This is a genomic window from Symbiopectobacterium sp. Eva_TO, from assembly GCF_053848865.1.
Map to the genome: position 1 here is coordinate 372,897 of NZ_JBSPEY010000005.1, position 22,674 is coordinate 395,570.

Consider the following 22,674-nt stretch of genomic DNA (forward strand, 5'->3'; position numbering starts at 1 on the left):
AATGAAATTCTATGGAGCAAATTCAGGTGCTGGCGTTTGTACTCATGCAAGCGTTTGATCTGCACGTCAAACAGGGCGTGAGGGTCCAGTTTTATCCCCAGATTCTGGCTTACCCAGTTTGTCAGATTTTCTTTATTTTGCTGCTTGATGGCGCGATAACGCGCCCGAAACGCACTGTCATCGGCGTAATGCGTATTCGCATGCGATCGATCATCGATTCGCATCTAAGGTCGATCACGTTTTCGCATCGTAATCGATCACCCGGGAACCTAACTTTTTTATCGTTTTAGCGTGTTTCTTCTGCGCTTTCCACTGCCAGGCTATTTTTCCTTAATGATTCTCCCTGAAGCTCCACTCTGTGAGAGTTGTGGATCAGCCGATCCAGGAAGGCATCTGCCGCCGTCGGGTTTTCCATCACTCCGTACCATTGCTCCACCGGCAACTGGCTGATAAGGATCGTGCTGGTTTGCCCATATCGCTCTTCCGTTATTTCCAGCAAGTCATTGCATTGCCGCGTTGTGATAACTTCAAGACCAAGGTCGTCCAAGATAAGAAACTCTATTTTTTGAAGCTGTTTCAGTTGTTTAAGCCAGCTGCCGTCCAGTCGGCCCTGCTCAAGCTGATCCAGCAGCCGACCCATGCGCCAGTATTGAACGCTTCTCTTTTGCCGGCACGCCTGCTCGCCCAGGGCACAACCTACCCAGCTTTTTCCGCTGCCAGTTGGCCCTGTTATCAGGATATTCTTGCTGTGGGTGATGTAATGCCCGTTCAGAAGCTCGCGCATCTGTTCGGCCTTTAACCCTCGGGAGACCGGATAGTACATACCCTCAGGGGTTGCACCGTGGCGCAACCGTGCCTGCTTTCTCAACCGCCCAACACGGCTGTTTTCACGATTCAGTAGCTCTTCTTCGACAAGTAACCCCAGGCGTTCTGCGAACCCCAGCTCATTGTATGTACCAGGTGCCTCACGCTGGCGTATCATGCCATCGGCCATTGCCGACAGCTTCAGCGTTCTAAGTTTGGTTAGCAGGTCATCAGTCATAACGACTCCCTTTTTCAGTGGTAATATTTTGGACCACGCAGATTCTCGTGCTCCAGTGGAAGCTGTAACTCTCTATTTCCTTTAACTGTTTCTCCGATGCCCTCCCTGTTGTGACGCAGCAGATTCTCGATAAAACGCCTTTCCGGATGGTTCAGCCCGCAGGCCTTGTCACAGGCTTTTTCCAGCCGTTCGGCACCGTATTTTTTCTGGAGCGACAGTAGGCCGAGAACAGCCCGATAAGCCTGCTCAGGATGATTCTTCGCGTTTAGCATCGCTTCCACCACCTGCCGGGTCGCCTTGCCGGTTCTCGCGGCATTATCCAGCAGCTTTTCAGGTGTCCAGCTGCTGTGCCCGCGGTGATTGACCGGCATGTGTGCCGGATTCGTGCTGTGGCTGTACTGCCGATCGCTGCGAGGGTGCTGAGCCACGCAGCGGCCCTTATGCCAGACCTGGACCAACGTCTGACCCGCTTTTACCGACAGCCTTTCACCAACCAGCTCATGGGGAACGGAGTACCAGTGGCGGTCGTATTCGACGTGATAGTCAGGAGCGACCTTCACCGCACGGTATTCGGTGTATTCATAGGGCATGGCTGGCAACGGCTGCAGGCACGGCGCATCGAGCAGCGCAAAGCGCTGCGCTCGGCTCTGGCCCCCATAACCTTTCATTGGCCGGTTATTCAGCTCGGTCATCAGCTCACTGAGCCTGACGTTGAGCGCATGCATCGTATGGAAGGTTTCATTGCGTATTCGCGCCAGGAGCCACCTTTCGACCAGCAGGACGCCGTTTTCCACTTTGGCCTTGTCTTTCGGTTTGTAGGGTCTGGCTGGCATCACTACCGTGCTGTAATGCGAGGCCAAAGACTGATAGCTGTCGTTGATGACCGGCTCGTAGCGATCTGCTTTGCTCACCGCGCTACGCAGATTATCGGGTACCAGCAGGGCTGGAACGCCGCCGAGGAAGGTCAGGCAGTGGCTGTTAGCATTCAGCCAGCTCATCATGTCCTGACCGGGGCAGGCTTCTGCATAGGTATAATTTGACGCTCCCATGACAGCGACGAAGATGGCGACCCGGCGCACATTTCCCGTATCGGGGTCGGATACCGGCACCGTGGGCCCGCAGAAGTCGATGAACAGCTTCTCACCGGCACGGTGGGTCTGGCGCATCGAGCGTTTCTGGCATTTCTTCCATTGGCGATAACAACGGCAGAACTGAGAGTAGCCCAGCGCCATTTCTCCGGTTTCGGTGCTGTATTCTATCCACAACAGCTGCCTGGTAACCCCTGGCCGTCTTAGCTCGGTATCGATATACAGCCAGTCTGGCGCGATAAGCTCCGAGGTGCGCATTCTGCGGGTGGGGAACAGCATCTTTTCCAGTTTTTCTGGCAAGAGCGCATCAGGCAATGGCCACGACAGCGATGCGGCGGTAAAACGGGAGAGCACCTCATAAACTGTGGAAGGGCTGACCCTAAGAGCAGCGGCGATGGTGCGATTAGACTGGTTGCACTCAAATTTGAGTTTGAAGATCTGAAGACAAGTCTCCATGGGACTCCTGCTTTTTCTCTTTCTGGCCATCGTTATCTCCATTTCAGTAGAAACTGCGAACGGAGAGGAGGTTAGAAGAGTTAAGTCCCGGAGTGATCGATACGACGCGAATCAGTGATCGACCTTAGATGCGAAATCGTGATCGATTGTCATGCGAATCACTGATCGATCACGATGCGAATATGCACTTATCAGCACAAGAAAGGCAAGATCCAAGACAATGCGCTGGAAGCATTGTTGCATGACCCCTTGTTCCGACAACGCGTTGAGAAGAACAAGAAAGGTAAAGGCAGCTACTGTCGCAAAGGCAAACAGGGTAAAGGCCTCTCACTTTATGGCTGTACAGGATTTCGTTGAACGGCGCTACGCTTTCGGCTGCTGATCTTTTAGCAAATCGCGAATCTCTGTTAACAGCGTCGCTTCAGCGCTCGGTTTTGCCGGTGCTTTCTCTTCTTTACGGCGCAGATTATTCATCACTTTGATTGCCATAAAAATGGCGAACGCGACGATGACAAAATCAAAAATATTTTGCAGGAAGAGGCCGTAGCGCAGCACCACGGCAGGAATATCCCCCTGCGCGTCGCGAAGCACCAGTTCGAAATGTTTGAAATCGATGCCGCCCAGCAGTAACCCCAGTGGCGGCATAATGATATCAGCCACGAGCGAGGAGACGATCTTGCCAAATGCTGCGCCGATAATGACACCCACCGCCAAATCTACCACGTTGCCGCGCATCGCGAATTCGCGAAACTCTTTTAGCATACTCATGATCCAACTCCTTGATAAAATGAACATCTAAATTTTAACACAGCGTTACATAATTGCCAGCAGTGATAATCAGTGAAACTGAAAGGAAAGTGCCGCCTAAGGCGGCAGGCTTAGCGTTGTTACAAGAAGAACGGGCTGGGTTGGAACAGGCGTTCCACTTCAGGGACAAACTTTTTGTCCGTCAGGAACATGATCACATGATCCCCTTGTTCTATCTTCATATTGTCATTGGCGATAATGACATCATCACCGCGCACAATCGCACCGATCAAAGTGCCTGGCGGCAATTTGATATCTTCAATCATTCGGCCAACCACTTTTGACGTGCCTTCATCCCCGTGAGCAATGGCCTCAATGGCTTCCGCCACGCCGCGTCGTAATGATGAGACGCTGACAATATCCGCTTTACGCACATGGCCGAGCAGTGCGGAAATCGTTGCTTGCTGTGGTGAAATGGCAACATCGATAACGCTGCCTTGGACCAGATCGACATAGGCGCGTCGTTGGATCAGTACCATGGCTTTTTTTGCCCCCATGCGTTTGGCCAGCATGGCGGACATGATGTTCGCTTCATCGTCGTTGGTAATGGCAATAAACACATCGATTTGTTCGACATGCTCCTGTGCCAGCAACTCCTGATCGGAAGCGTCGCCGTGAAACACAATAGTGTCTTGCAGCAGTTCAGCCAGGGCGATCGCACGCTCTTCGTTCTTTTCGATCAGTTTAACGCTGTAGTCTTTTTCCAGCTTATGCGCCAACCCCGCGCCGACGTTACCACCGCCGACAATCATGATGCGCTTGTAGGGCTTTTCCAAGCGCTGGAGTTCGCTCATTACGGCGCGAATGTGCTGGGAAGCGGCAACAAAGAACACTTCATCGCCCGCTTCGATAATGGTTGAACCCTGCGGGCGGATCGGCTTGTCGTGGCGAAAGATCGCGGCTACGCGGGTTTCGATGTGCGGCATATGCTCACGCAGCGCGGAGAGCGCATTACCGATCAGCGGACCACCGTAGTAAGCATTCACTGCGGCGATACTCACTTTCCCTTCGGCGAAGTTCACTACCTGTAGCGCGCCGGGATACTCGATCAGCTTGTAGATATTGTCGATGACCAACTGTTCTGGTGAGATCAAATGGTCGATAGGCACCGCTTCTGCCTGAAACAGTTGCTCACCGGCGCGCACGTATTCTGCGGAGCGAATACGTGCGATGCGATTTGGCGTATTAAACAGCGAGTAGGCGACCTGGCAGGCCACCATATTGGTTTCATCCGAGTTCGTGACGGCAACCAGCATGTCTGCATCTTCGGCGCCAGCTTCACGCAGAACGCGCGGGTGGGAGGCGTAGCCAGCAACGACGCGCAAATCGAATTTATCCTGCAACTGCCGCAGTCGGGCGGTGTCAGTATCAACGACAGTGATGTCGTTGTTTTCTCCGGAGAGCGTTTCTGCCAGCGTACCGCCCACCTGACCTGCACCAAGAATAATGATTTTCATGATCTGTGCCCGTTGCCGTTGCTATCAGCCAATGCTCTTAACCAACTTAGCATAAAAGAACCCATCGCCATCCTCTGCCGCCGGTAACTTTTGCAAACCAGGGTGTTGCGCATTGCCCGTTTCCACCAGTTCGGCATCCGCATGGCGTGTCAGAAAGGCCCGCATTTGCTGCTGATTCTCTTCCGGTAAGATCGAGCAGGTGGCATAAACTAACGTGCCGCCTGCTTTCAGCCGTGGCCAGATATCCTCCAGAATCTCCTGCTGCAACAGTGCCAGTTCGGCGATATCGCTGTCGCGCCGCAGCCACTTGATATCAGGATGACGGCGAATCACGCCGGTAGCGGAGCAGGGGGCATCGAGCAGAATACGATCAAACTGTTGCTCACCACACCAGGCCGCAGGCTCGCGCCCATCGCCTTGCCTCACGTCTGCGTGAAGATTAAGGCGTTGCAGATTCTCTTTTACCCGAGCGAGCCGCTGTGGGTCCACATCGACCGCCAATACCTTAGCGTGAGGCGCTGCTTCCAGAATATGGGTGGTTTTCCCACCCGGTGCAGCACACAGATCGAGAATATGTTCATTGTCCTGCGGCGCTAACCAGCGCACGCAACCTTGTGCAGAGACATCCTGCACGGTAACCCAGCCTTGCGCGAAGCCGGGCAGCAGGCTTACGGCACAAGGCTCGTTCAGCATGATGGCTTCGTCCTGTTCAGGATGTGGCTGAGCGGCGATACCGGCTTCAGTCAGCAGTGCCAAATAGTGTTCCCGTGTGTGGTGCAAACGGTTGACGCGCAGCCACATCGGGGGACGCTGGTTGTTGGCCTCAACAATCTGCTGCCACTGCTGCGGATAGGCTTTCTTGAGGCGCGCTAACAGCCACTCGGGGTGAGCGAAACGCGACGCATGGTTAGCCGCGCGTTCATCCAGCTCGGCCTGCTGGCGTTGGAATTGGCGCAGTACGCCGTTAATCAACCCTTTGAGCTGTGGGCGCTTGAGTGCAATAGCACCGTTAACCGTTTCAGACAGCGCGGCATGGGCCGGGATGCGCGTGTGAGCGAGTTGATAGATGCCCACCATGATCAGGTAGTGCAACGTGCGCTGCTTCCCGGTCAGCGTTTTTGCCATCAACTGCTGAATTATCCACTCTAACTGTAGCAACACGCGTAATACGCCGAAGCACAGCTCTTGCAACAGGGCACGATCCTTTTCTGAGATATCACGCTGATACTGTGGCAGTAGTGAACTTAGCGACTGGCCTTTATCGAGCACCTGGCCGATAACGTTCGCGGCGATGGCGCGCAGATTGTATGTTGTTTTCATGGATAGTGATTGTCTGAAACGGTAGCGCGCCTGCCATAACAGCAGACGCGGTAAATTTTTCATATTTAAACTCAATACGTTATTGTTAATCAATCGAAATTAGTCGAAATTCGATCGAAATAATCATATTTCTGTCCATTCCGCACCTCTTACATCTCGGTACTTATCTGTCATCTCTGATGACTTGTGACCTAACAGTTTTTGAGCATAATCTTTCCCTTTTTCCTCGGTATACAAGCGTGCTGCCAAGCTTCTGATTTCGTGAAAGGAAGGAGCAGTGCCATTCCAGGTTAATCCAGAAGCACAGCGGGCCTTCATGAACGCTTCGGAAATTGTTTTCCTGGCAAACATACTATGTTTTTCATCAGCTACAATATGGGAAGCACCATGATTTAATGTTTTAAACTGCCTCAGCACATCAGAAAGAGAAATATTCAGGCATTCAAGCCTGGTTTTTTCGGAGATAGCTAACATCACGCCCGTTTTCTCTTGCTTGATGTAAAGTCGTCCGTCTTTGAAATCCTCCCAACGTAGCGCCTGTATGTCACCTAAACGTTGTCCTGTGACCAAAGCAAGGTCAAGAGAGGGGCCAGCCCATGCAGGTAATTTCTCCGCTGCCTTACGGATAATTTTCCATTCATCAAGGGTTATGCGCTCCCGCTGAATCTCTACACGTTGGTTTCGGGTAGCTTCGGCAGGATTGTGCGATATAACCCCATCTGCAATGGCCTCACGAAATAAGTCAATAACCTCCTTCCTTAATTTATTCGCCATCGTTGTTTTTCCAGCTTTGACCCACTTATTCAGAAAGGTGGCAACATCTTTTGTTTGCACTTGCTGAATAGAAAACTCGCCCATATGTTCATTGATAGCTTTCAAATATGTCTTATGCTCGCTCATCGTTTTCGGCTTGAGTTTTCTGCCGTCGAGTATCGTCAGATAGCGTTCAGTCCATTCACTCACTGTAGTCACCTGTGTGCCGTTGATGCGGTCAACGAGCGGTGATTGTTTTGATGAGCCATAAATTGCCATATTGGCAGCGATGGCTTGCGTAATGGCCTCCTGTCGATGGCGGCCCAGGCCATATTCTTTTCCTGTGCGTGGGTCACGGTAGCAAAAATAGCCGCCATTGCGCGGTTGCAGGTTTGGCGGCAAATCGCGGTTCTTATGGCTTCTCCGGCGTGCCATGTCTTATCCTCGATAACAGGGCGGGATGAAGGTAACTTGATGAGCGAAGGTTTTTGTTCTGGGTGAGCTTGCAGGCATTTTCCTCAACCAGATACTCGCGCCCATCTCGTATCGGTGCGGGGAAAATCATTCCGCTCCTGACCAGTCGCCTGACGGTTTCCATACAACGCGGACGGGGTTGCCGCCGATTCCACTCGGATAAGGTGATGTATGCCATTATTTACCTCTGCTAAAATTAAGCCGCTGCGCCATTTGTCATGGTGGCAGGGGGAATTTGTGAATCTCAGAAACGGTACAGTGAAGGTTGCCGACAGGGTGTGCTGGTGAAGGTGATTTCAGGCTGCCGTGCAACCGCCTTGATTAACGGGCTGGAACAGGTCGTGGAGGTTTGCCTTGCTGCCCGGGGATACCGATAAGCCTTCTGTATCCGCTTCTCAGCCATTGAACCCATTTATCCAAGTGGGTTTCTTGCGGGTGATAGCTCCCCATGAGGGCAGCATGACCCGCGAATGCATAATTCATGGGTGCTCCTGTTTTTAGATTGTTATTTGGGTGTCGTATTTTGCATGGCTCATGGTCTTCCAACTCAGGCCGTTATCTTTGGATAACATGCGCCAGTAGAGGGAGAGTCGTATTGATAAATAACCGCTTCGTTGGATGCGTCTTGCATGGATAAGTCCTTCACGGTATAAGCGCTTAAATCGCTTCTCACGCTCTCTTATCCTGTTAGGTATTTTAGGTTTCATTCGTAGCTCCTCTTACGATGCAAGGCTGACGTGCTTCTGGTGGGTAAAATCGCCGTTCCAGTTGAGTTTCATGGGCACTTTGCCACGACGGTATAAGTCATAGATGCGCTCAGCGCCTTTGCGAAGGAGTACCGGCTGGTGCTTAATGAAGTCATCGGACCCATGAACGCTAATCTGTAGTGGTCAACTAATATTGGCCACCGCATTAGACTGTATGTAGAACAGTCGCTCAGATTCGTTTGGAGTTAAGCCGCCGTTATACCAGTGAGGCCGGATAGCGCTGTAATACCCCGTGATGTAGCGGATAATCGCGTCCTGGGCTTCGCTGAAGCTGTTGTAACCCTTTGTCGGCACCCATTCTGTCTTCAGGCTGCGGAAGAACCGCTCCATTGGCGCATTATCCCAGCAGTTACCCCGCCGACTCATACTCTGCTTTATCCGGCAGCGCCACAGGGCTTGCCGGTATTGACGGCTGGTATAGTGGCTGCCCTGGTCGCTGTGGAACATGACTCCTGTTGGTTGTCCCCGGAGTTCCCAGGCCATCTGCAACGCTTTAACTGTCAGCGCCGAGTCCGGCGACGTCGACATGGCCCAGCCCACCGGTTTGCGGGCGAACAGATCTAGCACCACCGCAAGGTAAGCCCAGCATTTGCCCGTCCAGATGTAGGTCACATCGCGGCACCAGACCTGATCCGGCGCGGTAACCGCGAACTGGCGGTTGAGATAGTTCGGTATTTCAACGTGTTCATTGCCGCCGCGTTTGTATTTGTGAGCCGGTCGCTGGCAGCTGGCGATACCCAGCTCCTTCATCAGCTTGCCAGCCAGCCAGCGCCCCATGTTGACACCGGAGCTGCCGGTGACGATGGTCGCGATACTTCGAGCGCCGGCAGAGCCGCCGCTGGCGTTCCAGGCTTCCATGACGCGGCTACACTTAACCACGCGCTCACCGTCGGGTTCATTAGCGGAAGCCTGCCAGTGCCTGTAGCTGCTGCGATGTACCTCAAAAGTTTGGCACAACGCCGTGACCGGGTATCGCGCCCTCAGCCTGTCGACTACCGTGAACCGTTGAGTGAGTCCGACATTAAGAGCGCCGTAGCCTTTTTTAGGATTTCGTTCTCCATTTCAAGGCATTGGACTTTTTTCTTCATCTCACGCAGCTCGAGCTGTTCAGGGGTAAGAGGAAGTCCCGTTGGCGTTTTTCCCTGTCGTTCAAGGCGAAGCTTATTGACCCAGCGACTAATGGCAGAATGGCTGACATTAACCGCCTCTGCGGCCTTAACGTATGTGTAGCCGTGGTCGACAACCAGCTTTGCGGCTTCGAGCTTAAATTCCGCCGTAAAATGTTTACCCATGAGGTCACCTGTCGTGTTGATGAGGTGAGCATATCACCTCCGCTCAGGTGGCCAGTATCAGTGTGCCACTACAAATCAGATGCTGGTGCTCAGTCAGGTATTTGTCGCGAGAGTACGACGTGGCGCGCCAACGGATGCCAGATTTGCTTTCGTTGTAGAGCCAATGACGCTCTGCTAACCACTGGTTCACTTTCTGGGTGTTAACACCGTTGAGCATTTTGCAGAACTGGGTAGGGGTCATGCCCTCCTTGAACAAGCTCTTGAGGTCGTGGATTTCGGCCTCCTGTTCTTTGTTGACCAGTACCAATGCAGCTTCACTCTTTTTCGATTCCAGCAGGGCCTCCAAAGCTGAGATGTAGTTTTCCGGCAATGCTGGTTGGCTTGCCAGTTTTTCGAGGTCATGCCAGTGTTTGATAACGCGCATACGGTGAACAGCGCTATAGCCGGTAAGCAAGCATTCGGTATGGTCACGGTCGAGAAGATACTCAGTCTGCTGGCGATTCATGGAGTCCAGATTGATGTGCGCAAATTTGCTCACATCTCCCTGTAGGTCAAAAATCATTCGTTCAATGTCGCGTTTTACATCTGGATGGCGCTTTTCTGTCAGCTCCGCAATCTCGCGGCTGGACATGGTTAATGCTTGTGCAATGGTTAAATTTTGCATGAGTAAACCTCTCACAAGTCAATGTGATTAATGGAACCCCGGCACGATACCGGGGCGGGATTAGTGATTAGTGAATGCGTCTGGCGCTGAGTTTTTCTAGCGCGTCGGGAATTTCGACAAAGCTCGTGGGCCTGTAACCCAGATCCGTTGCGATCCCCGCTGCGATAGAACGGAATGAGTTGGCTTTTCCGACGAATGCAAGCTTGCCGCCAAGCAGGTCATCCCAGATGGTGACTTGTACCCGGTAGCGGCAATCAGGAGTTTTGTGGCGGGTTGGCGCTGGCTGAACAGCGGAAGATAATCTGGCCTCCATGCGGTTAAACTCCGCTATGTAAGCTTCCTTGAACGCTGCTGCCTTTTTGCCTGTGAAACCCATGACGAGGAAGACGAAACCGTCTTTAGTCATGGTATACATCGGGAGTTTTCGGCCTGTACTGTCGGTATATTCACTTGACACAAAATTGTGTTCAGTGAATCCTGGGGAGCAATCTAAGTTGCGAATCTTGTCCAGAACGCGTTCGTGGCGCTTATCAAAGTAATCAGCAACATCTTTAGATGTGGTAACAGCTTTACCGTTATGGATAGTTACTTTGGGTGTAGTAAGGGATTGCTGAAGGGTCATGATGACCTCCAATTGTAGTGGCACACTGATACTGGCCACCTGAGCGGAGGTGATATGCTCACCTCATCAACACGACAGGTGACCTCATGGGTAAACATTTTACGGCGGAATTTAAGCTCGAAGCCGCAAAGCTGGTTGTCGACCACGGCTACACATACGTTAAGGCCGCAGAGGCGGTTAATGTCAGCCATATTAGAGGCGAAGATGACTCATTTTTGACGGGGAAGGCATTTTCTCCTGCATCCGCTTCAATAATGACTGAGGAGGTATGAAGCTTAAGATGACCTGCCACTGCGAGAAGTGGCGTAAATGCTATTATTATGAAAGACAGCATGATGCCATGTTTATTTTTCATTTATGAGATCCCTACGATATGAACGTAAATTTTCGTCTTTTTAAATAAGGCAGCGAGAGCTTGCTGCCTTAATATTAATAATTAGCAGATTGTATTAAATGTAGAAAATAGTGAAGGTACTTGAACCTTCAAAGGTAATTTCGTCTGTGAAGTCTCTTTGTGTTTCATCATAATAAAAATACGGTTTTGGTATGACATCAACAGTAAAGGTTTTTGCTTTATCTGTGAGTCCTGGAGTCCCACTTTTAGAAGTATATGTCCAATATTTAGATAAATCAGAGCTTCCTATAAGGCGTCTTTTTATCCAGTCAAGTGTGCTGGTTTTGGCGTCACTAAGTGTGATGCCGCTTGTATATGTGCGACTATCATCTGCACTGGTTGCATTTTTGAACTCAAAAAAATACCCTCCAATTTTAGCGCCTGAGTTGAGTCCTGATAATGGTTTAAAGCCAAATGAATTGGACAGGTCCTGTCCCGCTATATCTGTACCAATAAGATTCCAGGGTGCAAAACTTTTGTAATTATCGGTAACTTTAAATCCGGCAGAAGCCAAGCTATTACAAGTGATAGTTAATGTGGCTTTTTTTTCGTTAGGGTATACAGCTACGTCTTTATTCAATTTTCGTCCAAGAAAAGTCGAGCCACTTATTTTTGTCTCATGCGCTTCTGTAAAAACGTTACCTAAATCAATGACTGGATTATCAAAAGATACGTGGCAAGTGGTTGGAAGATATTTTCCCTTGATGGTTAAATTAGCATTATCTCCAGCCAATGCATTAAAAGAAGATAATGTCAAACTCAGCAAGGAAACAGTAGTCAGTGTTTCTTTATAACTATTAACTCTCATTTTATCACCTTGTAATTAAACCTGTATTGATTACAGCATTAGCCCAGAGAAACTCATCCAGATGTTCTGGATGTCATCATTATCGGATAACAAATGCTGCACATTAATAATGTGTTTATGTATGCGTAAATAGTTCGTTATTACCTCCTTGCATGCCAAGTTAACATTCACAATAAGCAAAATGCCTAAATGGTTCAGCTCTAATAGAACCTTGCATTTGCTGAAAGGAACTTACTCAACCCAAACAAAAAGGTAAATAAAATAAATTCGATCATTTCGATCGGATTTATTGATCTTTGTTTTTTTTGTTTTTTATCAAAAATATATCATTCAAGGCGAGTGTATAAATTTAAAACATAACGAATAATCTTAATTCGTATCAATATAGTAAAGTGGGCTTTGTTGAATAAATAGAAAGTTTGGTTAATCATCGGATCAGATCACCATAGTTGTTTCAACATCAGGTCTCCATGGCAAAACAAAATTTTAAAATCACTAACTGGCCCTCCTATAACAATGCCCTCAAGCAGCGCGGTTCTCTAACCGTATGGCTAGATGAATCAGCCATTGCTGCATGGACGGAAAAAACGACTACTGAACGGCGTGGACGACCGCTCCACTACTCAGATATGGCCATCACCACAGTCCTGATGATGAAACGCGTGTTTGGCCTTTCATTGAGGGCTTTACAGGGTTTTGTTGACTCGATTTTTAAACTGACTAAATTGTCGCTGCATTGTCCAGACTATTCGCTGCTCAGCAAGCGAGCAAAGACAGTGAACATCAGCATAAAAACGCCAACCCGTGGTGAAATCTCACATCTGGTCATTGATGGAACCGGCCTGAAGGTCTTTGGCGAAGGCGAATGGAAAGTCCGGCAGCATGGTGCCGACAGACGCAGGGTGTGGCATAAGCTGCATCTGGCAGTAGACAGTGCGACGCATGAGATTATCTGTGCGGATTTGTCGCTCAGTGGTACGACTGATGCCCAGGCTCTACCGGCACTGATAAACCAGACCCACCGGAAAATCAGAGAGGCATCGGCTGACGGCGTTTACGATACAGGTTACTGCCATGATGCTCTGCTGAGGAAGAAAATAAGGCCGCTTATCCCGCCGCGAAGGGGGGCGCAATATTGGCCGGACCACTACCAGGAGCGTAACCACGCTGTTGCAAATCAGCGCCTGAGCGGCAGCAACGATACCTGGAAAAAGAAAGTGGGCTATCACCGACGCTCAGTGGCTGAAACGGCCATGTTCCGGTTCAAAACGCTTCTGGGTGGTCATCTAAGTCTGCGTGACTACGATGCTCAGGTGGGTGAAGCCATGGCGATGGTCAAAGCGCTTAACCGGATCACGCTATTAGGAATGCCGAACAGTATTCGCATCACGTAACAATCGACCCGATGGGGCACAGTCGTTACAAGTTCTGATTTATTCAACAAAGCCAGTAAAGTGATGAAACGGTAAAAGATAAAATCTGTAATTTTGAGAAAAATAGGTCTTATTAATCGTGTATTACATGATTGGAAATGCATTGATTGCGCTGGATATTAACTTATGCTCAAAGCATTATTTGATATACAACTGTAAATATATTATCTCACTGATATTACTTTAGTAAAAGCAGACGGCCACTGAGATTCGGTTGCCTTTCCCTGCGCCACGGCGGCACGGTGTAAATCACTCAGGCAGTAACGTCCGAAAGCATCCTGACGGACGACGGTATTTTCAATGACAACTAAGTTAGACATAACGATTCCTCCATAATGAAACGGATGTGGTTATCAGAGGGCTAACGGGTAAAATTTTGCAGATTGGCGGTCAGATCGCTTACACTTGGCTTAACACAGGAGGATTTCCCATGGGCCAAGTCGCATTTGATACATTACAAGCATCAGAAGAGCTTGAAACTGCTGGCATCTCTAGAGAACAGGCTAGGGCGATTTCGCTCGTTGTGCGCAAGTCTCATGAGGTGGCAGATGTGGCTACCAAGGCTGATATCGCTGAGGTAAATCGTAATGTCGCCGATGTCCGTAAGGACTTATCCGCAGAAATAGCCGATGTCCGTAAGGACCTGTCCGCAGAGATAGCCGATGTCCGTAATGATATGGCTCATCGCTTCGAGAAGAGCGAGGCGCAGATATCTGACGTTCGTAAGGATATGCAATTAGTCCGCAAGGATTTACAGCTTGAAATGGCGGGTATCCGCTCAGAGCAGAAGTTAATTCGCTGGATGCTGAGTGCTGGAATTTTGGGTATTCTCTCTCTGGTTGTGAAAGCTTTTCTCGTTACAGCCCTTTAATTAATTTGTATTAGCTCAGACCTGATCTGACAGTTACCGGTTATTTATACAGGTGTCTGTCAGATTAAATCTGGTTCAAATTTTTTTTCTGCCCAGACTCGTTTACCATCAAGTAACGTGGCCATTGGCGTACGCCCGCAGCACATTTTACCCTGATGAGTTCGCTCATTATTGTAATGCCACAACCAGTTGTCCAGATCCTTTTGTAGACTTTCTAGGTCCTCGTATAACGTCTTACGGAACGCAACCTGATAAAAATCCTGCAAAATAGTTTTATGGAAGCGCTCGCAGATACCGTTTGTCTGCGGAGACATCGCTTTCGTTTTCGTATGGTCTATATCGTTGATAGCCAAGTACAGCTGATAGTCATGTTGTTCCACTTTACCGCAGTACTCCGTCCCCCTGTCGGTCAGTATTCTTAGCATTGGCAGCCCCTGAGCTTCGTAGAACGGCAGCACGCGATCATTGAGCAGGTCGGCGGCAGAGATCGGTGCTTTACTCGTGTAAAGCTTGCAGTGCGCCACTTTCGAGTACGTATCCACGAACGTCTGCTGGTAGATACGGCCAACACCTTTCAGATTACCCACGTAGAAGGTGTCCTGCGACCCCAGATAACCCGGGTGAGCAGTCTCTATTTCACCACAGGCTTCGTCGTCGTGCGCCTTCTTCTCCAGTGCAGCGATTTGAGCATCAGTAAGTACGATGCCTTCTCTGGCAACTTTTTCCTCAAGTGCCTTCAGGCGCTTACGAAAGTTTTCCAGATCGTGTCGTTGCCAAATGGAGCGCACACCGCTGCCAGAAATGAAGACGCCTTTTTTACGCAGCTGATTACTGGTCCGGTGCTGGCCATGAGCCGGGAACTCAATGGCGTAATCAACAACCGCACGTTCAGTGGCTTCATCAGCACGGTTTTTCAGGTTGGGAACCCGGCGGTTTTGGTTAACCAGAGCGTCAATGCCGCCTTCTGCCGCCAGTTCCTGATAGCGATAAAACGTGTCGCGTGACACCCCCATGATTTTACAGGCTTTTGATACGTTACCGAGTTCTTCGGCGAGATTGAGCAGGCCGACTTTGTGTTTGATGATGGGATTGTTAGTATGAAGCATGAGAGTTACCTCGTGTTTTGTATAAGGATTCGACACCCATATCAAAACCGGTAACTCTCAACCTTTCAAGGTCCAGTGTCAGATCAAGTCGCGACTAATACAATTAATTTGTCTCAGGGTTGTTAGCTCAGTTGGTAGAGCAGTGGACTCTTAATCCATCTGTCGCAGGTTCGAATCCTGCACAACCCACCATGCTACCCCTTGGGTCAGGTGGAACCTGATTGTGTAGCTTCCCGACGACGTACGTGAACTCATGCTGCTACCCTGGCCAAATGTCTAATAACCTCAAGTTCTCTTTCAAGCTCAGCCAGAAACTGGGTTAACGCTTCCTCTATTTCAGCAACCCGTTTATCGTCCTGATGAATTCTCAACTGGTAATAGGCAAGGTCTGGCGGTAGCCTGTCGTCATAGCTGACAAAATCACACCATTTCCTGCCCGTACACATCATTTGCGCATGCATCTGTAGGATGTATTGCTGTTTTGGTTTACCTGTCTTGATGGTCTCTAAATGCGTCCATGTATTGGGGCACTTGATTTCAATCAGACCATCGCACCCTACCAGTCCGTCAGGCGATGCGCCAAATCCTGCAATGTCAGGGTGAAGGATAAAGCCGACCTCGTTCACTTCTGCGTCAAACTGGTTAAGCAGGTACATCTCCCGCGCTACCGGTTCAAGTTCAGTGCCGCGCTGCATGGCGGCGTTTGAGTAACTTTCTTCCACCTTTCCGGTTAGGCGCTGGCATATAAGCTCTGCCATGTAGTTCTGGCGGCTGGCGGTCACGTTGCCGCACCGGGCGGCAAACCATTCATCACTCCGCTGTTGCATGATTTACCTCGCTATATTCTGCATCGACGGGAATGCTTTCCTTGATACGCTCTTTTTCTGCATTGCCGATAATCTGGCGTTCTTCCTGAGTGAGGCTCTTCCATGTCTCCGCGAAAACTTCCATGCTTAGCTGTGCCGCTTCTTCGCACCGGGCAATGAGTGCAGGGCGGCGCTCGTCTGTTTGTTGTCCAACAACAACGCTTGCCGGGCTGCTTTCGATGATCCGTTCTGCTTCGTCGCTGTCGTAAATGCCAGCAAACCCAAATTCCATGCGTGCACACTGAATAAGTGACTTGTGGCGCAGCATACGGGTGGGGTGTGATTGCCACGGCTGGGTATTGCGCTTACACTCGCCCATGTATTCGGTTACTACAGTGGGGTGTTTGCGATCTTTGCGGTAAATCTTGCAGGTGCAAGCCCCCTCTTCCTTGTCGTAGCCGAATTCCATTCCGTCGAACTGAGGATGTTCGTTAATGATCCGCGCCCAACCATCGACACCAACAACCGGAACAATGCAGCCCTTATCAGGGAATGCGTAAATCTCTTTCGTCCACGGGTTAAGCCCGTACTGGTTGGCAACGATAAGTAGGGCGGTAAATTGCTCGTCCGTGACGTTACCCCCCCTTGAACGCCGTATTCTTAAGGGTATCCATCAAATCCGTATCCTGCTCCATACCGAGACGCTCAGCCAGTTTTCCAGCCATTGTTGCTAATGCTGTGTTCATGCTGCATCCTCCGTGCTGTTCTGCCTGTCATAAATCCAAAAAGCCCGCTCCACCTTCACGCGATGGAAAATGGCGTCGAATACTCGCTGACTCTCGGCTTCCTGATAATCAACATCGCTGTCTTCCATGTACTCACAGGCTTGCTCTGTGTAAGCGTCGGGCCAATGCTTTCTGAGCGGATCACGAAACCTTTCGATAGACTTCTCCGCCAATTGCTCAGCCTCTGCGTAACAGTCCTCTGTTATTTCAGGCGGCATTTCTTCCATGATTTTCCGAATGGCCTGTATCTTTGATGGATTAAGCATTGGGGTTCCCCTTCTGATTAACCGTTGCAATAAGCTGCTCGAATAACCGTTGCAGCCAGCTTTTGTTTTTGAAGCTCTGGCCCGTGACGATATTTGAGCGGTGATGTTCGATTGACCGAATCGGGTCAAATTTAATTTCAGGACGCACGATGGGTGCGCCCGCGATAGCAAGTTCCATCGTGGCTTTCCTTGATTTGGATTGATGTATAATTTTGCCGACGAATATCGGCGCGGGTATAAAGAGGCAGTTCTGTGTTATCTATTATCAGTGTGATGTTGATTGCGGCGATAAGCGGATGATGGGAATTCTGAAAGTGTTTCAGTCATACACTAGCGTTAATTTTTTCACCTGCTTTTTAAGCCACTTATTTTCTTCCGTCAGATAGAAAATAGTTGACTTATATACTCTTGTCTCATTGTCATCACAAGGGAGGATGTCAATGCTCATCAAATAATGTGAATCATTAATATTATTGCTGCCGTTGGTGACAGCGACCATGTCACCGAAATCAGGGTGATTGAAGGTCGTGATATGAGGTTTATTAAGTTGCATCATTCAATTCTCCATTGGCTATCAAAATATTTTCGCTTTTCCCAATCTTCCCGACATTCTTTGCAGCAGAAATTACCCTCGGTTGGCTCTTCGCAATTATAGCAGCGCCCGTTAACCGGTAATTCCTTCTCTCGATGATTGGTGATCAGGTGTTGGCGAAAGGTTTCTTCGCTCTGGCTAGCTATATCTACATCATCTGCCATAACGCTATTTAATGCTCCTCAATCGTTTAATGACTTCCGGGTATTGTCCGTTAGCTGTGTTTGAAATAACGCCATATTTTCCAAGCAGCACGACCCAGCCTAAAATTCAATGAACGAGCCGTGATGTATATGTCTGTCTTGCCTTGGCGGTAATGCCATACTCCGTTTTCGGTTTGCTGTACCAGATGCGATGGTTAAGACGTCTGGTAATATCGTACTTTTCAGCGAAACGGTTAATTTGCTCTCTGAACTTGTCCAGTAAGCCGAAATTAATCCGTGGTGCACGTTTGCGCTTGAAGGCCAATTCGATTCGGTTAAGCGCCTTGCGTTTTTCTGGCTTCTGCCCCAATGCCTTGTCGATACGGGATGACACCAGTTCACGCCGGATGGCTTCTGCCTTGCGTCTCGCATGACGGCGAATAGCGGCGTTGGTTTTGTTAACAGGATTAACGGATTTACGGTAAATGATAGTAGCCATGCTCCCCTCCAACAGATGGTTTTGGTGGTGTGGTGAACGGTTATAGTCCTGGTGTTGGCTATAATTTTTATTCAGCCCACCACACCCCAAAAACATCTGGGCAAAGGTTCGGCACGTTGTCGGTGCCTTCCGTAGAGCGCGAGGCTCGTTTTGAAAGAGCATGTATTTGAAATATGCCCCAACCGCCGTCATGTTCCTGTGCCTCGGGCTGGCTACTTACGCTCAGGCAATCGGCGGGTAACTCGAGGTCTTGCATGCCGGGGTATTGCCGTTGCGGGTTGGTGTCCCACCGTCTGGCTGAAGGCTGTCTGGTGGGGTGATGGAGGTTATTAAACACCGTGAATACACTACTGTCAACATTATGTTTATATATTTCGTGTGTCTTTGTTTACTCGATTGACCTAGAAGAGTTTTTCTAGCTGAGAGGAAGATACGTGAAGGTAGGAGCCACATTTGCTTCTGATGTGGCTTGTATTGTGACTAGATAGAAAACTATGGGAGTTAGTGAGGGAAGTGCAAGTTGCTTACCAAAGGCGAGAAGTCCAAAATACCCGACCAATAATATCTACTTCTTGTTCATTAAACTCCTCATCAGGGTACTCTAAACGATTAAAGCTACGTACTACAATTTTTCCCTTGGGGCGCATGTACAGTTGTTTGATTCGCTTTAATCCATCGATGTTTATTGCATACACATCACCGTCATGAATATGTTTATTATTGCAATCAATTGCAACACAAGTCCCATCAGGGATGAATGGCTCCATGCTATTTCCATGGGTTGTGAAGCATACAACGCCATACCCTGAAGAATTAGCTCCCACTCTTCTTAATGTTGATTTTGAAAATCTTAATAAAAAACCGTTGTAATCAACATTTTCAAAACAACCGTCACCAGCGGCTAGTTCTATGTCTTTATAGAACGGAATCTCTACCTCATCATTGTTCAAAGGTGTTTTTCGATCCCATGAGCAGATGCTGCCCCATTCATCTTCTGGTGGCAGTTCAGGATTATTGTTACTTGCAGCTTTAGCAGACCCTTTTCCGTTGAGTAACCAATCTAGAGAGTATCCAAATAGAGTGCTTAATTTTTGAGCTGACTCTCGGCTTATGGCATTTCTTTTCAACCAGTTATGTAGAGTTTGTGGGGATACGTTTAATTTTTCAGCAAAGGCTCGCTGATTTAAGCCTTCCTGCATCATCACATGCTTTAATCGTTTAGTAATATTATTCATAGCTAGGTTCTCCGCAAGTACAGAGTAAACTTTTAGTTGATTTTATCAATAACCATGGTGTTGACGTAGAGGTATTGGTGATATAAACTTGGTGTTTACGTAAGAACTAGACTCAACAGGGAGATATTTTGTTAACTCCATTAGATAAAGCAGTGCTTGCCGTAGGAGGCAGGCAAAAAACTCTTGCGGAACGCTTAGATATTTCTGCCCAAGCTGTATCTCAGATTAAAAAGAGAGGTGGTGTCCTCCCCAAAAAACGCATGAAAGACCTATTGGTTATTACTGGATTGAACATAGAAGAACTGTATCCAGATGTTTTTAATCACTAAAGGCATGAACCCCACCGGTCATTAAATGGATTTTTCAGCCTAACCAGTAGCACCGCTCTTTACAACGGACACTCGTCCTACGGAAGCCACCGACAACGTGGCGAACTCAACATCCCACAGTAACAAACTCACTGTGACTGCCTCACGGCTTCGTCACGTCTGTTGATTACCAAATTACAGGTGCCGTGTATCTACACGCGCATCCGATAACCTATTTTTTTCAACAAGGAAATTATCACAAATGGAACAGGCAAAAACACGCAAAAATTCTGCGGTTGAGTTCATTAGCCGTCACCTCGTTACAGCAGCATATCAGGCCATTGTCCGAGTACGCCAGACCAACATCGCAAAAATGCTCGGTGTCGCCGATTCAACCGTCCTGCGCCGCTCAGAGAAGCTCACCGAGATGATGGATATCTTAGCCGCCAGTGGTGTGCAGGATTTTGTCTTCGAGGGCGAGAAGAAGATGCCGCTGGATGAATACCGCTATCTGCTTCGTTCAGCGATGGAATTTGCGAAGTATCAACTGGAAGCGGCTGAATCTGTATCAGGCGACGAATGCCTTGCTGCATAGGAGGGGAACATGATGCAAGCACAAAAGAAAAAGCCGAACAGTGCGCGAACACTTTTTCGGCGTAAGAAAACAAAAAACCTATTGAATTCACGAGAGATTATGGCAAGAAATAACCGGAATTTCAAGCAGAAAGAGGAACGTGTGCATCCCGATTCACCTGATGGATTAGTTGTCGCTGCCGTCAATAACAAGCCGTTCGCTGAGCGGCTCATCAATGTGTTCAGACTGGCTAAATCGAGGGTGAAAAAAGATGAGCGTCGTTAGTTTAGCCGAAGCAAGAGAGGCCAGAAGGCCGCAGGAGTCGCCAAGAAATGGCGGTAAGGGGTTTGCCTTGCTGCACCGTAAAATCATGGATACGCCGTTCTACAAAGATCCAGAGGCGTCGCATTTATGGATTCACCTGCTACTGAGAGCCAATTACGAACCAACGGTTGTACAAACTGAGAATGGTGATGTGTTGTGCCAACGAGGACAGTTCATTAGCGGAAGAAACTCTCTGGCGTTCGAAACAGGCATTGGGTCTAACAGGGTTCAGTATCTTCTCAGAAAGTACCAAAAATTGGGGATGATCAGCACTCAGAGCAATAAGAAATTCACCGTTTTTACCGTCATAAAATACGATGAATATCAGCAATTTTCTGTACCAACAGATTACCAACAAATTACCAACGCAAAACCAGTGGTATCAACGCCTACGGCGGAGGTTGTACCAACAGATTACCAACAAATTACCACAGAGAAAGAATTAAATAATAACTCATTAGATAAATCTAATGAGTGTGCATCAGCAGCAGAAAATCAGGAGGAAAAAAAGCCCTCGTTATTCTGCCAAGACGTTGTTGATGCCTACCACGAAATTCTTCCAGAAGCGCCAAGCATTCGGCTGCTAAGCGAGAAGCGTAAAAACCTGATCCGCACCTTCTGGAAGAAGGCCGGGTTATCACTCGCAAGCTGGACAACAAGCCATTCACTATCGAAGCGTGGCGGGAGTATCTCGGATACATCTCGCTAAACTGCCGCTGGATGCTGGAAAGCCGACCTAACCAGAAAACCGGGACCACATGGCGCAAGCGTGATTTCGAGTTTACCTCAACGACAACACGTACCTGAAAGTCAGGGAAGGGGGCCATGATGACAATGACCGCTGATTACCTTGTCCCGCCAAGCAGCATTGAAGCTGAGCAATCGGTTATCGGTGGGCTGCTGCTGGACGCACAAAGCGACCGTGCTCAGAAGGTTTTTTCCTTCCTGAAGCCGGATGCGTTTTACAACCGGCAGCATGCTGTAATCTACCGTGCCATGCAGGGCATGAACACCGGGCGAAAGACGTTAGACCTGCTGACGTTATCTGAACAGTTGGAAAGCTCTGGTGACCTTGAGCACATCGGCGGGTTTGCGTATCTGGCAGAAACGCAGCGTTCAACGCCAAGTGCGGCAAACATCGTAACCTACGCCAATGTGGTACGTGAGAAAGCCATGGAGCGCTACGCCATTGAGCAAGCCAACAAAGCGTTGGAAATCCTCTACGCGCGCAACGGAATGACCACCGCTGAAAAGTTGGAACAGTTTCAGGCGCTGGCGATGCAGTTGGATGCTAAGACGAAATCAGGCGTAACAAGGTGTGCGGTTCCGTTCGCTGATGCGTTTGGAGCGCTGGGCTAACGTTGTTGAAAAGCGATTAACCAGGGATCCATCAGCGATTGGGTTGACGACAGGGATTAATCTCTGGATGACATGCTGGAGCCGAAGCGGGTAGTGAGGGTTTCTTTTTTGTTGTTGGGGCAAGGCCAAAAATGGGAAAACGACCCTGTACACACAAATTGCACTTAACTGCGCGATGAATGAAAAGCTGCCAACAATCGCATTTAGTCTTGAGATGCCAGAGGAACAGATTGTTGAAAAATCAGTATCTCAGGCATCTGTGTGTGTTCATCAAATTTTATCTTGATGGGTATGACGATAGCCATTTGCGTTAGCTCTAGTCAAGGGCGCAGAGGTTGCCGAGAGTAATAACCTGTTTATCGATGACGCCCCGGGCTTACCACTGTGCTCACATCGTTGCAGAAAGTCGCCGTATCAAGCGTGAGCGTG

The 22,674-nt window shown here is 49.1% G+C and carries 27 protein-coding genes, 1 tRNA gene and 5 pseudogenes; 11 read left to right on the forward strand and 22 right to left on the reverse strand.

Features of this window, described 5'->3' with window-relative positions; translation table 11 throughout:
* Positions 1-2: 2 nt before the first annotated feature.
* The 3 genes and pseudogenes from ACWWJF_RS27385 to istA all read right to left on the reverse strand — a co-directional run.
* Positions 3-188 (reverse strand): annotated as a pseudogene (locus ACWWJF_RS27385) (glycogen/starch/alpha-glucan phosphorylase); the annotation flags it as partial.
* 98 nt (positions 189-286) lie between these two features.
* Positions 287-1,042: an IS21-like element helper ATPase IstB gene (istB, locus tag ACWWJF_RS27390; protein WP_455868472.1), complete on the reverse strand. Its 756-nt coding sequence runs from the start codon at positions 1,040-1,042 to the stop codon at positions 287-289.
* Positions 1,043-1,056: 14 nt separating this feature from the next.
* Positions 1,057-2,586 carry an IS21 family transposase gene (gene istA, locus ACWWJF_RS27395; protein WP_455868471.1) on the reverse strand — a complete coding sequence of 510 codons (1,530 nt, stop codon included), beginning with the start codon at positions 2,584-2,586 and terminating at the stop codon, positions 1,057-1,059.
* A gap of 180 nt (positions 2,587-2,766) precedes the next feature.
* Between istA and ACWWJF_RS27400 the strand changes: the two are divergent.
* Positions 2,767-2,904 (forward strand): annotated as a pseudogene (locus ACWWJF_RS27400) (alternative ribosome-rescue factor A); the annotation flags it as partial.
* Positions 2,905-2,949: 45 nt separating this feature from the next.
* Here the strand turns inward: ACWWJF_RS27400 and mscL are convergent.
* The 9 genes and pseudogenes from mscL to ACWWJF_RS27445 all read right to left on the reverse strand — a co-directional run.
* Positions 2,950-3,354, reverse strand: coding sequence for a large-conductance mechanosensitive channel protein MscL (gene mscL, locus ACWWJF_RS27405; RefSeq protein ID WP_455871452.1), 405 nt, complete (start codon positions 3,352-3,354; stop codon positions 2,950-2,952).
* A 119-nt stretch (positions 3,355-3,473) separates the two neighbouring features.
* Positions 3,474-4,850 (reverse strand): Trk system potassium transporter TrkA, encoded by a 1,377-nt coding sequence (gene trkA / locus ACWWJF_RS27410; protein WP_455871453.1) that lies wholly within the window; start codon positions 4,848-4,850, stop codon positions 3,474-3,476.
* Between the two features lie 24 nt (positions 4,851-4,874).
* Positions 4,875-6,170, reverse strand: a complete 1,296-nt coding sequence (rsmB, locus tag ACWWJF_RS27415; protein ID WP_455871504.1) for a 16S rRNA (cytosine(967)-C(5))-methyltransferase RsmB — start codon at positions 6,168-6,170, stop codon at positions 4,875-4,877.
* Positions 6,171-6,293: 123 nt separating this feature from the next.
* Positions 6,294-7,358 (reverse strand): phage integrase Arm DNA-binding domain-containing protein, encoded by a 1,065-nt coding sequence (locus ACWWJF_RS27420; protein ID WP_455871454.1) that lies wholly within the window; start codon positions 7,356-7,358, stop codon positions 6,294-6,296.
* On the reverse strand, positions 7,336-7,575 hold the full coding sequence (locus ACWWJF_RS27425; RefSeq protein ID WP_455871455.1) for an excisionase: 240 nt from the start codon (positions 7,573-7,575) through the stop codon (positions 7,336-7,338). The genes ACWWJF_RS27420 and ACWWJF_RS27425 overlap by 23 nt, the downstream gene beginning before the upstream one ends.
* Positions 7,576-7,894: 319 nt before the next feature.
* Complete coding sequence (locus ACWWJF_RS27430) at positions 7,895-8,104, reverse strand: ParE family toxin-like protein (protein WP_455871456.1); 210 nt, start codon at positions 8,102-8,104, stop codon at positions 7,895-7,897.
* Positions 8,105-8,287: 183 nt separating this feature from the next.
* Positions 8,288-9,456 (reverse strand): IS3 family transposase gene (locus tag ACWWJF_RS27435; protein WP_455871457.1). Its coding sequence is split into 2 segments (ribosomal slippage): positions 8,288-9,201 and positions 9,201-9,456, totalling 1,170 coding nucleotides; the frame shifts between segments, so codons are not numbered across the junction.
* A gap of 43 nt (positions 9,457-9,499) precedes the next feature.
* A complete protein-coding gene (locus ACWWJF_RS27440) occupies positions 9,500-10,120 on the reverse strand; it encodes a Rha family transcriptional regulator (RefSeq protein WP_455871458.1) in 621 nt (206 codons plus the stop codon).
* Positions 10,121-10,409: 289 nt separating this feature from the next.
* Positions 10,410-10,715 (reverse strand): annotated as a pseudogene (locus ACWWJF_RS27445) (Rha family transcriptional regulator); the annotation flags it as partial.
* Positions 10,716-10,828: 113 nt separating this feature from the next.
* Here ACWWJF_RS27445 and ACWWJF_RS27450 point away from each other — a divergent pair.
* Positions 10,829-11,014, forward strand: coding sequence for a hypothetical protein (locus ACWWJF_RS27450; RefSeq protein ID WP_455871507.1), 186 nt, complete (start codon positions 10,829-10,831; stop codon positions 11,012-11,014).
* 177 nt (positions 11,015-11,191) lie between these two features.
* Here the strand turns inward: ACWWJF_RS27450 and ACWWJF_RS27455 are convergent, their stop codons facing one another.
* A complete protein-coding gene (locus ACWWJF_RS27455) occupies positions 11,192-11,944 on the reverse strand; it encodes a hypothetical protein (RefSeq protein ID WP_455871459.1) in 753 nt (250 codons plus the stop codon).
* 470 nt (positions 11,945-12,414) lie between these two features.
* Between ACWWJF_RS27455 and ACWWJF_RS27460 the strand changes: the two genes are divergently transcribed.
* Positions 12,415-13,338 (forward strand): IS5 family transposase, encoded by a 924-nt coding sequence (locus ACWWJF_RS27460; RefSeq protein ID WP_455871460.1) that lies wholly within the window; start codon positions 12,415-12,417, stop codon positions 13,336-13,338.
* 469 nt (positions 13,339-13,807) lie between these two features.
* Positions 13,808-14,248 carry a hypothetical protein gene (locus tag ACWWJF_RS27465; RefSeq protein ID WP_455871505.1) on the forward strand — a complete coding sequence of 147 codons (441 nt, stop codon included), beginning with the start codon at positions 13,808-13,810 and terminating at the stop codon, positions 14,246-14,248.
* A gap of 59 nt (positions 14,249-14,307) precedes the next feature.
* Here ACWWJF_RS27465 and ACWWJF_RS27470 read toward each other — a convergent pair whose 3' ends face one another.
* Positions 14,308-15,354, reverse strand: coding sequence for an IS481 family transposase (locus ACWWJF_RS27470; RefSeq protein ID WP_455871461.1), 1,047 nt, complete (start codon positions 15,352-15,354; stop codon positions 14,308-14,310).
* Between the two features lie 116 nt (positions 15,355-15,470).
* Between ACWWJF_RS27470 and ACWWJF_RS27475 the strand changes: the two genes are divergently transcribed.
* Positions 15,471-15,546, forward strand: a tRNA-Lys gene (locus tag ACWWJF_RS27475).
* A 59-nt stretch (positions 15,547-15,605) separates the two neighbouring features.
* Here the strand turns inward: ACWWJF_RS27475 and ACWWJF_RS27480 are convergent.
* From ACWWJF_RS27480 to ACWWJF_RS27515, 8 genes and pseudogenes are all read right to left on the reverse strand, one after another.
* A complete protein-coding gene (locus tag ACWWJF_RS27480; protein WP_455871462.1) occupies positions 15,606-16,181 on the reverse strand; it encodes a lambda exonuclease family protein in 576 nt (191 codons plus the stop codon).
* 163 nt (positions 16,182-16,344) lie between these two features.
* Positions 16,345-16,906, reverse strand: a pseudogene (bet, locus tag ACWWJF_RS27485) (phage recombination protein Bet); the annotation flags it as partial.
* The gene (locus ACWWJF_RS27490) at positions 16,903-17,211 is read right to left on the reverse strand and encodes a hypothetical protein (protein WP_455868430.1); all 309 of its coding nucleotides are present in this window, start codon (positions 17,209-17,211) and stop codon (positions 16,903-16,905) included. The gene ACWWJF_RS27490 and the pseudogene bet, both read right to left, overlap by 4 nt.
* On the reverse strand, positions 17,204-17,389 hold the full coding sequence (locus ACWWJF_RS27495) for a hypothetical protein (protein ID WP_438816323.1): 186 nt from the start codon (positions 17,387-17,389) through the stop codon (positions 17,204-17,206). Before ACWWJF_RS27495 ends, ACWWJF_RS27490 begins: the two co-directional genes overlap by 8 nt.
* Positions 17,390-17,530: 141 nt before the next feature.
* On the reverse strand, positions 17,531-17,767 hold the full coding sequence (locus tag ACWWJF_RS27500) for a hypothetical protein (protein ID WP_455868431.1): 237 nt from the start codon (positions 17,765-17,767) through the stop codon (positions 17,531-17,533).
* Positions 17,764-17,967 carry a hypothetical protein gene (locus ACWWJF_RS27505; RefSeq protein ID WP_455871463.1) on the reverse strand — a complete coding sequence of 68 codons (204 nt, stop codon included), beginning with the start codon at positions 17,965-17,967 and terminating at the stop codon, positions 17,764-17,766. Before ACWWJF_RS27505 ends, ACWWJF_RS27500 begins: the two co-directional genes overlap by 4 nt.
* Positions 17,968-18,073: 106 nt before the next feature.
* A complete protein-coding gene (locus ACWWJF_RS27510) occupies positions 18,074-18,445 on the reverse strand; it encodes an antitermination protein (RefSeq protein WP_455868433.1) in 372 nt (123 codons plus the stop codon).
* 524 nt (positions 18,446-18,969) lie between these two features.
* Positions 18,970-19,680: an XRE family transcriptional regulator gene (locus ACWWJF_RS27515; protein WP_455871464.1), complete on the reverse strand. Its 711-nt coding sequence runs from the start codon at positions 19,678-19,680 to the stop codon at positions 18,970-18,972.
* Positions 19,681-19,808: 128 nt separating this feature from the next.
* Between ACWWJF_RS27515 and ACWWJF_RS27520 the strand changes: the two genes are divergently transcribed.
* The 6 genes and pseudogenes from ACWWJF_RS27520 to ACWWJF_RS27545 all read left to right on the forward strand — a co-directional run bounded on the left by ACWWJF_RS27520 (position 19,809) and on the right by ACWWJF_RS27545 (position 22,531).
* Entirely contained in the window at positions 19,809-20,009 is a 201-nt protein-coding gene (locus ACWWJF_RS27520; protein WP_455871465.1) for a transcriptional regulator, read from the forward strand.
* A gap of 241 nt (positions 20,010-20,250) precedes the next feature.
* Complete coding sequence (locus ACWWJF_RS27525; protein WP_455871466.1) at positions 20,251-20,583, forward strand: hypothetical protein; 333 nt, start codon at positions 20,251-20,253, stop codon at positions 20,581-20,583.
* A gap of 12 nt (positions 20,584-20,595) precedes the next feature.
* Complete coding sequence (locus ACWWJF_RS27530; RefSeq protein ID WP_455871508.1) at positions 20,596-20,847, forward strand: hypothetical protein; 252 nt, start codon at positions 20,596-20,598, stop codon at positions 20,845-20,847.
* A pseudogene (locus ACWWJF_RS27535) lies at positions 20,834-21,731 on the forward strand (DNA replication protein). Before ACWWJF_RS27530 ends, ACWWJF_RS27535 begins: the two are co-directional and overlap by 14 nt.
* Positions 21,715-22,245 carry a DnaB-like helicase N-terminal domain-containing protein gene (locus ACWWJF_RS27540; RefSeq protein ID WP_455871467.1) on the forward strand — a complete coding sequence of 177 codons (531 nt, stop codon included), beginning with the start codon at positions 21,715-21,717 and terminating at the stop codon, positions 22,243-22,245. The pseudogene ACWWJF_RS27535 and the gene ACWWJF_RS27540 overlap by 17 nt, the downstream one beginning before the upstream one ends.
* 175 nt (positions 22,246-22,420) lie before the next feature.
* Complete coding sequence (locus ACWWJF_RS27545; RefSeq protein ID WP_455871468.1) at positions 22,421-22,531, forward strand: hypothetical protein; 111 nt, start codon at positions 22,421-22,423, stop codon at positions 22,529-22,531.
* The last annotated feature ends 143 nt before the right edge of the window (positions 22,532-22,674 follow it).

Coding starts and splice junctions, on each gene's coding strand:
- ACWWJF_RS27515 (WP_455871464.1), bottom strand. CDS start 19,680: ATGAATAATATTACTAAACGATTAAAGCATGTGATGATGCAGGAAGGC.
- ACWWJF_RS27505 (WP_455871463.1), bottom strand. CDS start 17,967: ATGGCAGATGATGTAGATATAGCTAGCCAGAGCGAAGAAACCTTTCGC.
- ACWWJF_RS27540 (WP_455871467.1), top strand. CDS start 21,715: ATGACAATGACCGCTGATTACCTTGTCCCGCCAAGCAGCATTGAAGCT.
- ACWWJF_RS27495 (WP_438816323.1), bottom strand. CDS start 17,389: ATGGAACTTGCTATCGCGGGCGCACCCATCGTGCGTCCTGAAATTAAA.
- ACWWJF_RS27525 (WP_455871466.1), top strand. CDS start 20,251: ATGGAACAGGCAAAAACACGCAAAAATTCTGCGGTTGAGTTCATTAGC.
- ACWWJF_RS27455 (WP_455871459.1), bottom strand. CDS start 11,944: ATGAGAGTTAATAGTTATAAAGAAACACTGACTACTGTTTCCTTGCTG.
- ACWWJF_RS27510 (WP_455868433.1), bottom strand. CDS start 18,445: ATGGCTACTATCATTTACCGTAAATCCGTTAATCCTGTTAACAAAACC.
- istA (WP_455868471.1), bottom strand. CDS start 2,586: ATGGAGACTTGTCTTCAGATCTTCAAACTCAAATTTGAGTGCAACCAG.
- ACWWJF_RS27465 (WP_455871505.1), top strand. CDS start 13,808: ATGGGCCAAGTCGCATTTGATACATTACAAGCATCAGAAGAGCTTGAA.
- ACWWJF_RS27500 (WP_455868431.1), bottom strand. CDS start 17,767: ATGATGCAACTTAATAAACCTCATATCACGACCTTCAATCACCCTGAT.
- ACWWJF_RS27480 (WP_455871462.1), bottom strand. CDS start 16,181: ATGCAACAGCGGAGTGATGAATGGTTTGCCGCCCGGTGCGGCAACGTG.
- ACWWJF_RS27460 (WP_455871460.1), top strand. CDS start 12,415: ATGGCAAAACAAAATTTTAAAATCACTAACTGGCCCTCCTATAACAAT.
- ACWWJF_RS27490 (WP_455868430.1), bottom strand. CDS start 17,211: ATGCTTAATCCATCAAAGATACAGGCCATTCGGAAAATCATGGAAGAA.
- mscL (WP_455871452.1), bottom strand. CDS start 3,354: ATGAGTATGCTAAAAGAGTTTCGCGAATTCGCGATGCGCGGCAACGTG.
- ACWWJF_RS27530 (WP_455871508.1), top strand. CDS start 20,596: ATGCAAGCACAAAAGAAAAAGCCGAACAGTGCGCGAACACTTTTTCGG.
- ACWWJF_RS27420 (WP_455871454.1), bottom strand. CDS start 7,358: ATGGCACGCCGGAGAAGCCATAAGAACCGCGATTTGCCGCCAAACCTG.
- ACWWJF_RS27545 (WP_455871468.1), top strand. CDS start 22,421: ATGAATGAAAAGCTGCCAACAATCGCATTTAGTCTTGAGATGCCAGAG.
- ACWWJF_RS27470 (WP_455871461.1), bottom strand. CDS start 15,354: ATGCTTCATACTAACAATCCCATCATCAAACACAAAGTCGGCCTGCTC.
- rsmB (WP_455871504.1), bottom strand. CDS start 6,170: ATGAAAACAACATACAATCTGCGCGCCATCGCCGCGAACGTTATCGGC.
- ACWWJF_RS27450 (WP_455871507.1), top strand. CDS start 10,829: ATGGGTAAACATTTTACGGCGGAATTTAAGCTCGAAGCCGCAAAGCTG.
- istB (WP_455868472.1), bottom strand. CDS start 1,042: ATGACTGATGACCTGCTAACCAAACTTAGAACGCTGAAGCTGTCGGCA.
- ACWWJF_RS27425 (WP_455871455.1), bottom strand. CDS start 7,575: ATGGCATACATCACCTTATCCGAGTGGAATCGGCGGCAACCCCGTCCG.
- trkA (WP_455871453.1), bottom strand. CDS start 4,850: ATGAAAATCATTATTCTTGGTGCAGGTCAGGTGGGCGGTACGCTGGCA.
- ACWWJF_RS27440 (WP_455871458.1), bottom strand. CDS start 10,120: ATGCAAAATTTAACCATTGCACAAGCATTAACCATGTCCAGCCGCGAG.
- ACWWJF_RS27430 (WP_455871456.1), bottom strand. CDS start 8,104: ATGAAACCTAAAATACCTAACAGGATAAGAGAGCGTGAGAAGCGATTT.